Annotated in this window: 13 protein-coding genes; 8 read left to right on the forward strand and 5 right to left on the reverse strand. The window is 61.5% G+C overall.

Features of this window, described 5'->3' with window-relative positions; all coding sequences use genetic code 11:
• Nucleotides 1–96 precede the first annotated feature (96 nt).
• Genes ACIGKL_RS15415 through ACIGKL_RS15435 form a run of 5 tightly spaced genes read left to right on the forward strand, consistent with a single transcriptional unit; the run spans nt 97 to nt 4,776 of the window.
• Nucleotides 97–843, forward strand: coding sequence for a sulfotransferase family protein (locus ACIGKL_RS15415; RefSeq protein ID WP_397487451.1), 747 nt, complete (start codon nt 97–99; stop codon nt 841–843).
• A gap of 14 nt (nt 844–857) precedes the next feature.
• Complete coding sequence (locus tag ACIGKL_RS15420) at nt 858–1,781, forward strand: glycosyltransferase (protein ID WP_397487452.1); 924 nt, start codon at nt 858–860, stop codon at nt 1,779–1,781.
• On the forward strand, nt 1,778–2,806 hold the full coding sequence (locus tag ACIGKL_RS15425) for a glycosyltransferase (RefSeq protein ID WP_397487453.1): 1,029 nt from the start codon (nt 1,778–1,780) through the stop codon (nt 2,804–2,806). Before ACIGKL_RS15420 ends, ACIGKL_RS15425 begins: the two co-directional genes overlap by 4 nt.
• Nucleotides 2,807–2,860: 54 nt before the next feature.
• Nucleotides 2,861–3,616 (forward strand): class I SAM-dependent methyltransferase, encoded by a 756-nt coding sequence (locus ACIGKL_RS15430; protein WP_397487454.1) that lies wholly within the window; start codon nt 2,861–2,863, stop codon nt 3,614–3,616.
• Nucleotides 3,616–4,776 (forward strand): acyltransferase family protein, encoded by a 1,161-nt coding sequence (locus tag ACIGKL_RS15435; RefSeq protein ID WP_397487455.1) that lies wholly within the window; start codon nt 3,616–3,618, stop codon nt 4,774–4,776. Before ACIGKL_RS15430 ends, ACIGKL_RS15435 begins: the two co-directional genes overlap by 1 nt.
• On the opposite strand, the gene ACIGKL_RS15440 is transcribed toward ACIGKL_RS15435, so the two are convergent.
• Nucleotides 4,739–5,542, reverse strand: a complete 804-nt coding sequence (locus tag ACIGKL_RS15440) for a 2OG-Fe(II) oxygenase (RefSeq protein WP_397487456.1) — start codon at nt 5,540–5,542, stop codon at nt 4,739–4,741. The two genes, ACIGKL_RS15435 and ACIGKL_RS15440, sit on opposite strands and share 38 nt — an antisense overlap.
• Before the next feature lie 19 nt (nt 5,543–5,561).
• Between ACIGKL_RS15440 and ACIGKL_RS15445 the strand changes: the two genes are divergently transcribed.
• Nucleotides 5,562–7,451 carry a sulfatase gene (locus ACIGKL_RS15445; RefSeq protein WP_397487457.1) on the forward strand — a complete coding sequence of 630 codons (1,890 nt, stop codon included), beginning with the start codon at nt 5,562–5,564 and terminating at the stop codon, nt 7,449–7,451.
• Between the two features lie 57 nt (nt 7,452–7,508).
• Here ACIGKL_RS15445 and ACIGKL_RS15450 read toward each other — a convergent pair whose 3' ends face one another.
• From ACIGKL_RS15450 to ACIGKL_RS15465, 4 genes are all read right to left on the reverse strand, one after another.
• The gene (locus ACIGKL_RS15450; RefSeq protein WP_397487458.1) at nt 7,509–8,945 is read right to left on the reverse strand and encodes an NAD(P)(+) transhydrogenase (Re/Si-specific) subunit beta; all 1,437 of its coding nucleotides are present in this window, start codon (nt 8,943–8,945) and stop codon (nt 7,509–7,511) included.
• 2 nt (nt 8,946–8,947) lie between these two features.
• The gene (locus tag ACIGKL_RS15455) at nt 8,948–9,262 is read right to left on the reverse strand and encodes an NAD(P) transhydrogenase subunit alpha (RefSeq protein WP_016490057.1); all 315 of its coding nucleotides are present in this window, start codon (nt 9,260–9,262) and stop codon (nt 8,948–8,950) included.
• A gap of 11 nt (nt 9,263–9,273) precedes the next feature.
• Nucleotides 9,274–10,395, reverse strand: a complete 1,122-nt coding sequence (locus ACIGKL_RS15460) for a Re/Si-specific NAD(P)(+) transhydrogenase subunit alpha (RefSeq protein ID WP_397487459.1) — start codon at nt 10,393–10,395, stop codon at nt 9,274–9,276.
• A gap of 478 nt (nt 10,396–10,873) precedes the next feature.
• Complete coding sequence (locus ACIGKL_RS15465) at nt 10,874–11,770, reverse strand: LysR substrate-binding domain-containing protein (RefSeq protein ID WP_397487460.1); 897 nt, start codon at nt 11,768–11,770, stop codon at nt 10,874–10,876.
• Between the two features lie 180 nt (nt 11,771–11,950).
• Between ACIGKL_RS15465 and ACIGKL_RS15470 the strand changes: the two genes are divergently transcribed.
• Nucleotides 11,951–13,129, forward strand: coding sequence for an acyl-CoA dehydrogenase (locus ACIGKL_RS15470; RefSeq protein ID WP_397487461.1), 1,179 nt, complete (start codon nt 11,951–11,953; stop codon nt 13,127–13,129).
• 57 nt (nt 13,130–13,186) lie between these two features.
• Nucleotides 13,187–14,410, forward strand: coding sequence for a CaiB/BaiF CoA transferase family protein (locus ACIGKL_RS15475; RefSeq protein ID WP_397487462.1), 1,224 nt, complete (start codon nt 13,187–13,189; stop codon nt 14,408–14,410).
• Nucleotides 14,411–14,982 lie beyond the last annotated feature (572 nt).

Below are 14,982 nucleotides of genomic sequence, written 5' to 3' on the forward strand. Positions count from 1 at the left end.
TAAACACAATGCGCTGGCCCTCCAGCAAGAATCCCGTGGATACGGACGGGGCATCGCTTCATACCAACAGCCTTACACCTAGAACAAGAGGCGTACATGCGGTTCATTCGGAATATTTTCTCGCGCCCGGAGCGAATGGCTGTTTCGGCCCTGGTGCCAGGTCCCCGGCCCGTCATGGTGGTCGGAATGCACCGTAGCGGCACCAGCTTCCTGACTGGCTCACTGCAGCAGGCGGGCCTGGAGCTCGGCAAGTTCAGTGCCTGGAACCCACATAACCTCAAGGGTAACCGGGAAAACCTCGATATTGTCGCGTTCAACGATGCGGTGTTGAGTGCTCGCGGTTTTGCCTGGGACAATCCCCCGACGAGCGGCATCGACTGGACCGCCGAGGAGTATGCGCGGGCGCGGGCGTTGATCGCCGACTTCGCGGGGGCTACGCACTGGGGCTTTAAGGACCCGCGCTCATTGCTACTGGTCGATGGGTGGCGCGAGCTGCTTCCCGATCTGCGCTTTGTCGGCATCTTCCGCCACCCCACCGCAGTGGTGCAGTCGCTGCAGGCCCGTGGCGGCATGCCGGAGGAGCAGGCGTTGAACCTGTGGGTCGCCTACAACGAGCGTCTGCTGGCGCTGTACCGGCAGAGACCCTTCCCGCTGCTCTGTTTCGATGAGGACGAGGCGATCCTGCACGACAAACTCAATGAGATTCTGCTTGAACTGGGTCTCGCGCCACTCGAGGATGAGCGCTTCTTCAGTGCCGAGCTCAAGCATCATCAGCAGCTCGAGCAACCGCTGCCGGAGGCTGTGCAAGCCCTGTATCAGCAATTGTGCGCGCATGCGCGCTGAGTGAGGGACTGGACATGGCCTTGTTTCGCCGCAAGCCACGGCTTTCGATCGTGGTGATCGTGTACAGGATGCCGGATCAGGCAGAGAAAACCCTGCTTTCGCTAAGCCCCGAGTACCAGCATGGCGTGCAGGAGCGCGATTACGAGGTGATAGTGGTTGAGAACCACTCCGACAGGCTACTGGGGTGCGAGCGGGCGATGCGTCATGCCGGCAACGTTCGCTATTTCCACCGCCAGGAGACCCAGCGTACTCCGGTACATGCCATCAATTTTGGCGCGGCCCAGGCTCGCGGCAGCCACGTTGCAATCATGATCGATGGCGCCCGCATGCTTTCGCCTGGGGTCGTCAGGTTGGCTATGGACGCCTTCCGCCTCGAGCCCGAGGCGGCCGTTTCGGCCCCCGGATACCACCTTGGCCACAAACTGCAGCAGGTGGCGGTCAACGAGGGTTATGACGAGGTGGCCGAGGCGGAGTTGCTCAAGAGCATCGACTGGCCGCAGGATGGCTATCGCCTGTTCGACATCGCGGTGCTCAGTGGCTCCTGTCAGGGCGGATTTTTCCAGAGCAACTACGAAAGTAATTTCATCGCCATGTCCATGCGGAAATGGAAGGCGCTGGGTGGAGTGGATTCGCGCTACGACGATTTCGGTGGCGGCAACGCCAACTTGGATCTGTACAAGCGCCTGCTGGAGTTTCCTGGTACGCCGTTCTATATGCTGTTCGGCGAGGGCTCCTTCCATCAGTTCCACGGGGGCGTTACCACCGGCACGCGCAAGGCCGAACGTGACGTGATCTACAAGCAGCTGGATGATCAGGATCGCGCATTGCGCGGCGATGATCGCGCGCCGCCCAGCGTACGACCGATCCTGTTCGGCACCCCGCACCCGAGCGTCTATCGCTTTATTCGTCATTCGCTGGACAAGGTGCAACCGCAATGAGCCGTCCGCTGCTTTCGATCATCGTGATCGCCTATGACATGCCGCGTCAGGCGTTCAATACGCTGATCAGCCTGAGCCCAGGCTACCAGCAAGGGGTGAGTCCAGCCGACTACGAAGTCATAGTGGTGGAGAATCGCTCTCGGCGGAATATGGACGCTGAGGCGATTGCCGCCCTCTCGGGAAATTTCCGCTACTTCCTGCGCGATGAGCCAGGCGTTTCACCGGCGGCAGCCATCAACTTCGCCTTTGCTCAGGCCCGGGGGCAATTCATCGGCCTGATGATCGACGGGGCACGTATGGTCACGCCCGGCGTGGTGCAGTATGCGCTGATGGCCAGACGAATGACGTCCGAGGCGATGGTGGTGGTGCCCGGCTATCACCTCGGCGAACACGAGCAGCAATTTCATCTCAGCAGAGGCTACAGCGAGGGCCACGAACAGCGCCTACTGGAAGGCATCGACTGGCAGCGCAACGGCTATCGCCTGTTCGAGATTTCTTGCCTCAGCGGCGCCAACCCCAACGGAATCTTTCACCCGTTTATGGAGTGCAACTGCCTGTTTCTGGACGCCGAGGTATTTCGCGAGATCGGTCAGGCCGATGAACGCTTCGATCTGCCGGGGGGCGGTGCACTGAACCTGTATCTTTATAGGAAGGCGGCTATGCATCCGCGAACCCGCTCGTTCATGCTGGCTGGGGAGGGTTCCTTTCATCAGCTGCACGGTGGGGTGACCACGTCGGAAGTGGCGCAGCGCGAAACCATTCTGAACCGTCAACGCGACCAGCTTACCGAGTTGCTGGGCGAGCCGTTCCGCTCGCCGACCGTGGAGCCCATCCTGCTGGGTAAGGTTCCCGGCCCAGCCTTGCGTTATCTGCAGCATTCGGTGACGCGTGGACTGCATCGGTTGCAGCGCTGTAGCGAGCGTAACGAGGATATGTATGCCGATGAGCGTAGCAAGGAGCGCAACAGGCAATGCGCTGTGGGTATGGCATCGAGTTCCGTAGAAACGGAAAGCGCGACGCCATGATCAGCCGTTACCCAGTCGCAACAACAATCTAGAGACTGAGCAGGAACTATAAGAATGACCCATGTGTACATGCCGCCGTCGATCCGTCATTTCGAGCCCTTGCATATGGTGTTCAGCACCTGGGTCGATCATCTGCCGTTCGGTTACGATCTAGTGGCGGCCCTCAGGCCCAAGCTGCTGGTCGAACTCGGCACGCACAAGGGGCTGTCGTATTTCACCTTCTGCCAGTCGATGAAGGAGAACGAGATCGACGGCCTGTGCTATGCGGTCGATACCTTCGAGGGCGACGAACACACCGACAAGTACGACGAGTCCGTGTTCAATGCGGTGAACAACCACAACCGGCAGAACTACCACGGCTTCTCCTACCTGATGCGCATGTTCTTCAACGATGCGCTACGGCATTTCGGCGAGGACAGCATCGATCTGCTGCACATCGACGGCTTCCATACCTATGAGGCGGTCAGTGAGGACTTCGCCAACTGGTATCCCAAGGTCAGACCGGGCGGGATCATCCTGTTCCACGACGTGCAGGCGCGCCTGCAGGACTTTGGCGCATGGAAGTTCTGGGAGGAAATTCGCGGTCAGCACGAGACGTTCACCTTCAATCATGGCTTTGGTCTGGGCGTTTTGCGCAAGGCCGGGGGTGACCGCAGTCAGGATCCTGAGCTGCTCAAGTTGCTTTTTGAAGACCGCAGCGACCAGGCAGCGGCGAAACTGCGCGCGTTCTACGTTCATGCCAGCAAGCACCTGGAAAATATGCGCAAGCTCAAGCGATTGAATGCAGCTGCGGTGGCCAAGCAGAGCTGATGGACAGCTCTTCAGCCCCTGCGGGACTGCGTTCCCCTCAGCGCTATCTGCCGCAGCTGGAGTCCTTGAGGGGCTGGGCCATCATCTTGGTGGTGTCGTTTCACTATGTCGGCATTCTTGGCACGGGTGGGCGGTATTCCCTGGAGGGTTCACCTTTTTGGCTCCAGATAATGGCGGCTGGCAACACGGGGGTCACACTGTTCTTCGTGCTGAGTGGTTTCCTGCTTGTTCAGCCTTTCGTTTCGGCTGCCGGCAGCGGCGAGCGGGTGGATGTCGCCAAGTTCTATCTCGCACGAATCCTCAGGGTGGTGCCGCTTTATTATCTGGCGATTCTGATTGCCTGGCTGGCAACTGGTAACACTGCGACATTCAAGGCGCTGCTATTCATACCAATCGGCTTCGAGGTGTTTCCTTTCAGTGTGCCGTGGTGGTCATTGTGCACGGAACTGCAGTTCTACATTGTGCTGCCCTGGATCATGCTGGGGTTGCGCTGCCGCGCCGGACGCTGGCTGGTGGCGGTTGGTGGCGTATCTTGGTTGACCCTGCATGTATATTTCTTTCTGCAGCCACAGTGGCTGGTCGACCAGCGCAGTGATTGGATTCAGTCCTCTGTATTTGGGCGCGGGCCTGCTTTTTTGGTGGGGGGATTATGCGGCTGGCTCTATTTGCGCCAAGGCTGTTCCTGGTTGTTTGATTATCCTCGGCGCCAGGCATTGCTGGCCGCGGTATTGCTCGCGGCGTTACTCTGGCTAATGCGCTGGTACGGCATGATGGGCCAGAAGTCGGCACTCATGGCCATGCCGCTCTATCACGACCTAGAGGCTCTGCTGTGGGGTGGCTTGTTGCTCTGCAGTCTAGGGCTAGCCAACAGGGTAAAAGGTCTTTTTTTCAACCCGCTGCTCAGTCACTTCGGATCCATTTCCTACTCTCTCTATCTGGTGCACGTGCCCGTGCAGTTCTATCTGCTGTATCCGCTCGTGGCGTCCACCGACGGTGCGGTACCTACGTTGCAGGCGCTGGCGGCCGTTGCCGGTAGCTTTCTCGTGTCGTGGGCGGTGGCGCTACTTTGCTACCGGTTTATCGAGCAGCCTTTTCTCAAACTCAAAGCCCACCTGGCGGTGTTCAGCGATAGGTTTCGGGAACATCCTGCCAGAGCGTAGCGAATCCCGGTTCGGCTTCCCCGGCGGGACGGCCGTTGGTGTAGTAGTAGAGCGCCAGCGATTTGCGGTAGATCCCGTCAGGGCAGTTAAGGGGGGTGGGGTGACCGTGGTATGACGTTGCGGTTGTGCTGAACACCACGCAGCGATTGAGTATCGGTAGAACGCGTTTGGGCGGCCCCTGCATGGCCGGGTCCCAGAGCTCGAGATGTCCGCCATATTCGTCGGGCCAATCCGGGTTCAAATAGAGCAGGAAGTTGAGTCGTCGATCGAGGGCGAACTCGCGATGGGTGGCAAAGTCTGCATGTATTTTGAGAAAGCCGCCACGGCCAATCTGATGAATACCGGCACCTCGCAAATTAGGATCGGGAATCAGGCTGGCGATGCCGGTCATGCCGGCGAGAAAGTCGAGAAAATAATGAGAGTTCAACTCCCAGAACAGCTGGCGATAGCTGGGCGGCATGCTCATCAGATCGCGAATGTTGCGTTTGTCTTTCTGCACATACTCGCCAGTCTGCTTGTCCTTGTGTGTAGCCTCGTTCCAGATCGGCAGGCTCTGATTCTGTGGATACTCGGCAAGCAGGCGAGCCAGTGTCAGCTGGGGCAGGAAGTCGTCGATGACGATATGAGGAAAGGGCTCATTGGCACGGTAGATTTCACCCAGCTCCGAGGCTACCGTGCGCAGCGTGTCGTAATCGAGCAGCAGCCCGGAGGCGTCTGGCTTCATGTCCTTGTTGCCTGACAGCTTCGGAAAGTTCTCCCCATTCATTCGCCAGGGTTCCTTGTAGATGAGAGATCCGTTTCGTTATGGCCGCGACATTCGCTCGCGCCTCGTGCTGTTCGGCATTCTGCTGTGTATGGCTTGCTCAGGCAATGCGGCCGAATCGCACGGAAAACCGAACATCCTTCTGGTCATGGTCGACGATCTGGGCAACAACGATATCGCGAGTTGGGGCGATGGCAAGGCGCCCACGCCAACGCTGGACGCGCTCAGCCAAAGTGCGGTGCGTTTGCGCCGACATTACACGGACAGCACGTGCTCGCCCAGCCGTGCCAGCCTGATCAGCGGACGCCATCCCGTGAGTGTGGGCTTCCAGGCGGATGGCCTGGGCCTGTCTCCCGATCTCGTCACTTTGCCCAAGGCGCTGAAGTCTCTGGGATACACGACGCTGCATGTGGGGAAATGGCACCTAGGCGAGGCGTTGGAATACGAAGAGATTCAGCCTGGCCAGCAGGGCTTCGATTACTGGTTCGGGATGCTCAATCACTTCGTTCTGCGAGGGCCGGGCCCCGATGGCCGACCGCTGCGCCAGCAGCCGACTCATGTCGACCCCTGGTTGCAGGATAATGGGGCCGCGCCGGTTCAGCACCGCGGCTATCTGGACGACATCCTTACCGGCAAGGCCGTAGAACTGCTCAAGGCTGGCGCGGGGGGCGCGCCCTGGTTTATCAACCTCTGGCTGTTCTCGCCGCACACGCCCTATCAGCCGAATCCGACATTCAGTCAGCGGTTTCCCGATACACCGGAGGGGCGCTACTTCGCCATTCTTAGCCAGCTTGATCACAACATGGCGCGGCTACTGACGGCGCTTGAGGAAAGCGGTCAGGCGAACAATACCGTGGTGATCTTCGCCAGCGACAACGGTGGTGCCAATATCGATCTGGATAATAACTATCCGCTAATTGGGAAGAAGGCGACCTACACCGAGGGTGGGGTGCGCGCACCGCTTCTGCTGCGTTGGCCAGGGCATTACGAGAACCTAGATGTTCTCGAGCCAACAGTATTCATGGATTTGTTCCCGACACTGGTAGCCATGGCGGGTGGTACGCCACCGACGGGCCTGACGGGGCGCGACCTGAGCCCGCTATTCGCAGGCGATAGCGTTCCGGGGTTCAACGCACTCCATTGGGCGGGCGACAGCGGGGGAGCCCTGGGGATGACCTATTCCGCGCATCTGCTGAACGAAGGCCGTTTCTTTTATCGTGAGCCGCTGGGACTGCTGCACAGTGCTGCGGTAACCCCGGCAGTCGATGGGCACAAACCTGCTGAGCGAGTGGTTCCGGCGTTCACCAAGGAGCAGGCCGGTGCCATCATCCGTGATTGGGAATGGCAGGTCCGACCCATTCCCCTCCGCTGGGAAGTCGCCGCTGAGGGCGCGCAAGGATTGTTGACGGGTAGAGACTTCCAGCGGGCCCCGGTATTCGGTGGCTATAGCCTGGGACTTTCGTTGCGCGAAGTGCGCTTCGCCGACGATGCACAGACGCTGGTGGATCAGCCAGGTGTCTGGGGGGTGCGGTTGCTACCTGATCGTCGACTGGAGATCCGCCATGGCAGCACGCTACAGGTCAGCGATCCGGTACAGTCTCGCGGGCGCTGCGACAGTCTGGTGGTCAGCGCTCATGTTAAGTCGGCTAGTACCTTCCCATTCCCGGGGCCTGCGAAGACCCGCCTGTTACTTTACTGGAACGGAAAGCCCGTGCTGGATAGCGACCAGGTGCTCGAGCGGCCCGGCACGGCGAAGGATCTGTTCAATCCGACCTATCTCGGGTCGCGAGCCGATGGAGGAGAGGCGTTTCTCGGTACCGCGCAGGACGAGCCGTTGTTGATCAACAAACTCCTGCTACCGGAACAGGAAGGGCTCGGTTTGGACGACATGCTCCAACGGCTCTGTCGTTGAAAGCTGCACATAAAGAAGAACCCCGGCTGTGCCGGGGTTCTTTTTGTGTCGTAGGGCTTAGTCCACGGCCTTGACCATGTCTTCGATGACCTTCTTGGCGTCGCCGAAGACCATCATGGTCTTGTCCATGTAGAACAGTTCGTTGTCCAGGCCGGCGTAGCCGCTGGCCATCGAGCGCTTGTTGACGATCACGGTCTTGGCCTTGTAGGCCTCGAGGATCGGCATGCCGGCGATCGGCGACTTCGGATCGTTCTTCGCCGCCGGGTTGACCACGTCGTTGGCGCCGAGCACCAGCACCACGTCGGTCTGGCCGAACTCGGAGTTGATGTCCTCCATCTCGAACACCTGCTCGTACGGCACTTCGGCCTCGGCCAGCAGCACGTTCATGTGCCCCGGCATACGCCCGGCCACCGGGTGGATCGCGTACTTCACGGTCACGCCGCGGTGGGTCAGCTTCTCCGCCAACTCCATCAGCGCGTGCTGGGCACGGGCCACGGCCAGGCCGTAACCGGGCACGATGACCACGGTGTCGGCGTTGGTCAGCAGGAAGGCGGCGTCGTCGCTGGAGCCCGACTTCACGTTGCGCTCCTGCTGCGCGCCACCGGCGGCGCCGGCGTCGGCATCGGCGCCGAAGCCGCCGAGGATGACGTTGAAGAACGAACGGTTCATCGCCTTGCACATGATGTACGAGAGGATCGCGCCCGACGAACCGACCAGGGAGCCGGCCACGATCAGCATCGAGTTGTTCAGCGAGAAGCCGATACCGGCCGCCGCCCAGCCCGAGTAGCTGTTGAGCATCGACACCACCACCGGCATGTCGGCGCCGCCGATCGGGATGATGATCAGCACGCCGATGACGAAGGCCAGCGCCACCAGCACGGCGAAGGCGGTGATGTCGCCGGTGAAGGTGTAGAACAGGCCCAGGCCCATGATGGCCAGGCCGACCAGCAGGTTGACCAGGTGCTGGCCCTTGAACACCACCGGAGCGCCCTGGAACAGGCGGAACTTGTACTTGCCCGACAGCTTGCCGAAGGCGATCACCGAACCGGAGAAGGTGATGGCGCCGATGGCCGCGCCGAGGAACAGCTCCAGGCGGTTGCCGGCCGGAATCGCGTCGCCCAGGGCCGCGACTATGCCCAGCGACTGCGGTTCGACCACCGCGGCGATGGCGATAAATACCGCGGCCAGGCCGATCATGCTGTGCATGAAGGCGACCAGCTCGGGCATCTTGGTCATCTCGACGCGCTTGGCCATGATGGTGCCGACGCTACCGCCGACCAGCAGGCCGACGATGACGAAGCCCAGGCCCTGCACGGCCAGTTCGCTGCCGAGCTTGTGGATCAGGCCGACCGTGGTGACGATGGCGATGGCCATGCCGACCATGCCGAACAGATTGCCGCGCCGCGACGAAGTCGGGTGCGACAGACCCTTGAGCGCCTGGATGAAGCAGATCGAGGCGACGAGGTAGAGAACAGTGATCAGGTTCATGCTCATGGTCAGTGCTTCTCCGCCTGCGCTTTCGGCGCCTTCTTCTTGAACATTTCCAGCATGCGTCGGGTCACCAGGAAGCCGCCGAACACGTTGACCGCGGCCAGGGCCACGGCCAGGGTGCCCATGGCCTTGCCCAGCGGGGTGACGGTGAGGGCGGCGGCCAGCATGGCGCCGACGATGACGATCGCGGAAATCGCGTTGGTCACGGCCATCAGCGGGGTGTGCAGGGCCGGGGTGACGTTCCACACCACGTGGTAGCCGACGTAGATGGCCAGCACGAAGATGATCAGGTTGTAGATGCCGTCGGAAATCAGATCCATGTCTCTACTCCTTAGCCGTTCTTGCGCACGACTTCGCCGGCGTTGCACATCAGGCAGGCCGCGACGATGTCGTCTTCGAGGTTGAGCTGGAACTGGCTTTCCTTGTCGATTACCAGCTTGAGGAAGTCCAGCAGGTTGCGTGCGTACAGGGCGGAGGCGTCCGCCGGTACCAGCGCGGCCAGGTTGGTGTGGCCGACCAGGGTCACGCCGTGCTTGACCACCACCTGGTCGGCTTCGGTCAGCGGGCAGTTGCCGCCCTGCGCCGCAGCCAGGTCGACGACCACCGAGCCCGGCTTCATCTCGGCCACTGTGCTCTCATGGAGCAGCGTCGGTGCCTTACGACCCGGAATGAGTGCGGTGGTGATGACGATATCGGCCTGCTTGGCGCGCTCGTGCACGGCCTTGGCCTGGCGCTCCATCCAGGATTGCGGCATCGGCCGGGCGTAGCCGCCGACGCCCTGGGCGCATTCGCGTTCTTCATCGGTCTCGAACGGCACGTCGACGAACTTGGCGCCGAGCGACTCGATCTGTTCCTTCACCGCCGGACGCACGTCGGAGGCCTCGATCACCGCACCCAGGCGCTTGGCCGTGGCGATGGCCTGCAGACCGGCGACGCCGGCGCCGAGAATCAAAATACGCGCGGCCTTTACGGTACCGGCGGCGGTCATCAGCATCGGCATGAAGCGCGGGTAATGGTGCGCGGCCAGCAGCACCGCCTTGTAGCCGGCGATATTGGCCTGCGAGCTCAGCACGTCCAGGCTCTGTGCGCGCGAGGTGCGCGGCGCGGCTTCCAGGGCGAAGGCGGTGATGCCGCGGGTGTTCATCCGCGCGATGGTGTCGTTGCAGAACGGGTTGAGCATGCCGACCAGCACGGCGCCGGTCTTCATATGCGCCAGTTCGGCCTCGGTCGGCGCGAGCACTTTCAGCACCAGGTCGGCGCCGAGGGCGGCGGCGTCGTTGCCGATGGTCGCGCCGGCGGCGGCATAGGCCGCGTCGGGAATGCTGGCGCTGACGCCGGCACCGGCCTGGACGGTCACCTGGTGGCCTTGGCCGACCAGCTTCTTGACGGTCTCGGGCGTCGCGGCAACCCGCGTCTCCCCGGCGTGGGTTTCGAGAGGAACACCGATGTGCACTTCTAATCTCCTGCGTGATCTTTTGGGTGAACCGGCGTACTGCGCTGGCACGCTGGCGATTGGGGATCAGCACATAACCTGCCAGTTGGTGGCGGGCGCGGCGATTGTGCAATCGAACGCAGACCCTTACAAGAAGTTATGGAGTAAAAAAAATGGATTACTACAAGTAATAGGTCTATGAGAGATTTTTATACCGCGCGCAGGCCGCGCCGCACCTGAGGGGAAGCAGGTTTGATGGGGCTTGTGCGGTCTTCCGGTCATTCATCGAACGAATGACCGTTGGTCGAATCGACTGGGGTGTAAAAAGCGGCGAACGGAGCGTTCAGAATAGTGCAATGTCCCGAAAGCACAGGGCGTGACGCGGATCGAGGCTATTGCGGCGTTGTAGTGTGACCGTAAATGCACTACCTGTTCTTGTTGCGGGACTTGCATGCCTGCTTGTCGCCTTTATGGGCGGGCCATAAGTGCTGGCGGGGCGTTATCCCTGGCGGTAGGTGCTGGCTTGCAGCAGCAACCAGTCGCGAAATGCCTGGAGCGCTGCCGACTCGGCCTTGCGCTCCGGCACCATCAGGTAATAGGCGCGGTCGTTGTGGGGGACGGCGCGGTCGAGGGCGACCACCAGGCTGCCGTCCTCCAGTTCGCGCTGGATCAGGAAGGGTGGGATCAGCGCGACGCCCATTTCATGGCGCGCGGCCTGGGCGAGCATGGAGAACAGCTCCAGGCGTGGGCCGGTCATGTCGCGGGCCACGCTCAGGCCCTGGGCAGCGAACCACTGGCGCCAGGCATAGGGGCGGGTGCTCTGCTGCAGCAGGGGTAGCGCGGCAATCTGCTCGGCGCTGACCGGCTGCTTGCCCAGCAATGCCGGGCTACATACCGGCAGCAGGTGCTCATGCATCAGGAAATGCGCCTCGGTGCCCGACCATTCGGCATCGCCGTAGTAGATGGCGGCGTCGAAATGGGTGTCGGCGAACAGGAAGGGGCGGGTGCGGTTGGTCAGGTGTACCGTCACCTCCGGGTGCAATTGCTGGAAGGCGCGTAGCCGCGGCAGCAGCCATTGGGTGCCGAAGGTCGGCACCACCGCCAGCTCGATGCTGCTGGTGCCCTGGTTGCCCATCAGCGCCAGGGTGTCGCGCTCCACGGCATCGAGTTGCGCCGCCACCTTGCGGGCATAGGCGACCCCGGCCTCGGTCAGCACCACGCCGCGCCGGGAACGACGGAACAGTTCGACATTGAGAAAACTTTCCAGGCCGCCGATCTGCCGGCAGATGGCGCTCTGGGTCAGGCTGAGCTCGTCGGCGGCCTTGGTGAAGCTCTGGTGGCGGGCGGCGGATTCGAAGGCGACCAGGGCGGCGGTGCTGGGGATCTTGCGGCGCATTTATGCCAAAGCCTCACTCATAAGCGATATATCTTGGCGATTAAGCTATCTCGAAGTGAGTAAAAAGCACAGGTATGTGCGAATTCTGCGTTTGTCCAATCGGCCAGTCAGGCCTAGGATCAATGCCATTCGGGGTCGGCTTGGTCGACCGCTCACTTCACCGCTTCGAGGTTTCTCGCAATGGCCAAGGCAAGCTTCAACTGGATCGACCCGCTGCTGCTCGATCAACAGCTCACCGAAGAAGAGCGCATCGTGCAGGACAGCGCCCGGCAGTTCGCCGCCGACAAGCTGGCCCCGCGCGTGCTGGAGGCCTTCCGACACGAGCGCACCGACCCGGCGATCTTCCGCGAGATGGGCGAGACCGGCCTGCTCGGCGCCACCATTCCCGAAGCCTACGGCGGCAGCGGCCTGAACTACGTGTGCTACGGCCTGATCGCCCGCGAGGTGGAGCGCATCGACTCCGGCTACCGCTCGATGATGAGCGTGCAGTCCTCCTTGGTGATGGTGCCGATCCATGAGTTCGGCAACGAGGCGACCAAGCAGAAGTACCTGCCGAAACTGGCCAGCGGCGAATACATCGGCTGCTTCGGCTTGACCGAGCCGAACCATGGCTCCGACCCGGGCAGCATGATTACCCGCGCGAAGAAGGTCGAGGGCGGCTATCGCCTGAGCGGTAGCAAGATGTGGATCACCAACAGCCCGATCGCCGACGTGTTCGTGGTCTGGGCCAAGGACGATGCCGACGAGATCCGCGGCTTCGTCCTGGAGAAGGGCTGGCAGGGGCTGTCCGCCCCGACCATCCACGGCAAGGTCGGCCTGCGCGCCTCGATCACCGGCGAGATCGTCATGGACAACGTGTTCTGCCCCGAGGAGAACGCCTTCCCCGAGGTGCGCGGCCTCAAGGGTCCGTTCACCTGCCTCAACTCCGCGCGCTACGGCATCAGTTGGGGCGCCCTGGGCGCGGCCGAGTTCTGCTGGCACACCGCGCGCCAATACGTACTGGATCGCAACCAGTTCGGTCGTCCGCTGGCCGCCAACCAGCTGATCCAGAAGAAGCTGGCCGATATGCAGACCGAGATTACCCTGGCCCTGCAGGGTTGCCTGCGCCTGGGGCGGATGAAGGACGAGGGCACCGCAGCGGTGGAGATCACCTCGATCATGAAGCGCAACAGCTGCGGCAAGGCGCTGGATATTGCCCGCCTGGCCCGCGACATGCTCGGCGGCAACGGCATCAGCGACGAGTTCGGCATCGCCCGTCACCTGGTCAACCTCGAGGTGGTCAACACCTACGAAGGCACCCACGATGTGCATGCGCTGATCCTCGGTCGTGCGCAAACCGGCATTCAGGCGTTCTTCTAAGGCTGCGCACCTCTCAACGATCCATGGTGCGCATGGCGCACCCTGCGGAGAATCGCCATGCCCGGCGCCCTGTCCCATATTCGTGTGCTCGACCTGTCCCGCGTCCTCGCCGGGCCCTGGTGCGGGCAGATTTTCGGCGACCTCGGTGCCGAGGTGATCAAGGTCGAGCGTCCCGGCACGGGCGACGATACCCGGCATTGGGGGCCTCCTTATATAAAGGATGCCGAGGGCAGCGATTCGCGCGAGGCGGCCTACTTTCAGAGCGCTAACCGCAACAAGCAGTCGCTGACCCTGGATTTCACCCAGGCCGAGGGCCAGCGCCTGATCCGCGAGCTGGTGCCGCAATGCGACGTGCTGCTGGAGAACTTCAAGGTCGGCGGCCTGGCGGCCTATGGTCTCGACTATGAATCGCTGAAGGCGCTCAACCCGCGACTGATCTACTGCTCCATCACCGGCTTCGGCCAGACCGGCCCTTATGCCAAGCGTGCCGGCTACGATTTCATGATTCAGGGCCTTGGCGGCCTGATGAGCCTGACCGGGCGCCCGGAGGGGGAAGAGGGCGCCGGGCCGATGAAAGTGGGCGTGGCGCTGACCGATATCCTCACTGGTCTCTACGCGACGGTAGGTGTGCTGGCCGCGCTGAATCAGCGCGAGCAGTCCGGTATCGGTCAACACATCGACGTGGCGCTGCTCGACGTGCAGGTCGCTTGTCTGGCCAACCAGGCGATGAACTACCTCGCGACCGGCGTGGCGCCCAAGCGTCTGGGCAACGCCCACCCCAATATCGTGCCCTATCAGGACTTTCCCAGTGCCGATGGCGATTTCATTCTCGCCGTGGGCAACGATGGGCAGTTCCGCAAGTTTTGCGAGGTCGCCGGCCTTCCGGCTTTGGCTGACGATCCGCGTTTTTCCACCAACAAGGCGCGGGTCGCCCATCGCGCTGAGCTGATCCCATTGTTGCGCCAGGCGACGGTGTTCAAGAGCACCGCGCAGTGGATCGAACTGCTGGAAGCGGCCGGTGTGCCCTGTGGCCCGATCAACGACCTGGCGCAGGTATTCGCCGATCCGCAGGTTCGGGCGCGTGGCCTGCGTCTCGATCTGCCCAATGCCCTGGGCAGCAGCACGCCGCAGGTGGCCAGTCCGCTGCGTTTGTCCGCTACGCCGGTGGCCTATCGCTCGGCTCCGCCGTTGTTGGGCCAGCACACCGAAGCCCTGTTGCAGCGGCTGTTAGGCATGAGCGCAGCGCAGGTCGCCGCGCTGCGCGAGGCGGGGGTGATCTGAGCCTGTTGCCCTTCTATATAAAGAGGGGCGGAGGCGCCTGATCCGATTTGCGCAATTTTTTGCATATCAGGGGTTTACAGCTCGCTGCGCTCATGTAAAATGCGCGCCTCGCTGAGACGAACCCAGGTTCGACGAAGCGCTAAGTTGTTGAGATAGAAAGAAAATTTCTTCAAAAACAACTTGACGGAGTGAAGAGGTGCTGTAGAATGCGCGCCTCGCTGAAGCGGAAGAGATGACGCTGAGGTTGCTCTAAGTTGTTGAGTAGAAAGAAAAAATTCTTCGAAAAACAGCTTGACGGAAAGATGAGGTGCTGTAGAATGCGCGCCTCGGTTGAGACGAAAGACTTGGCCAACTGTTCTTTAACAACTGAATCAAGCAATTCGTGTGGGTGCTTGTGAGGTAAGACTGGTAGTCGACAGATTATCAGCATCACAAGTAACACTCGTGAATTCGAGAGTTTTTTGCGATTGCTGAGCTAAGTTTAGGGTTTTCTCAAAACCCAAGCAGTATTGAACTGAAGAGTTTGATCATGGCTCAGATTGAACGCTGGCGGCAGGCCTAACACATGCAAG

Source organism: Pseudomonas sp. NPDC077186 (genome assembly GCF_044543505.1).
Lineage (GTDB): Bacteria > Pseudomonadota > Gammaproteobacteria > Pseudomonadales > Pseudomonadaceae > Aquipseudomonas.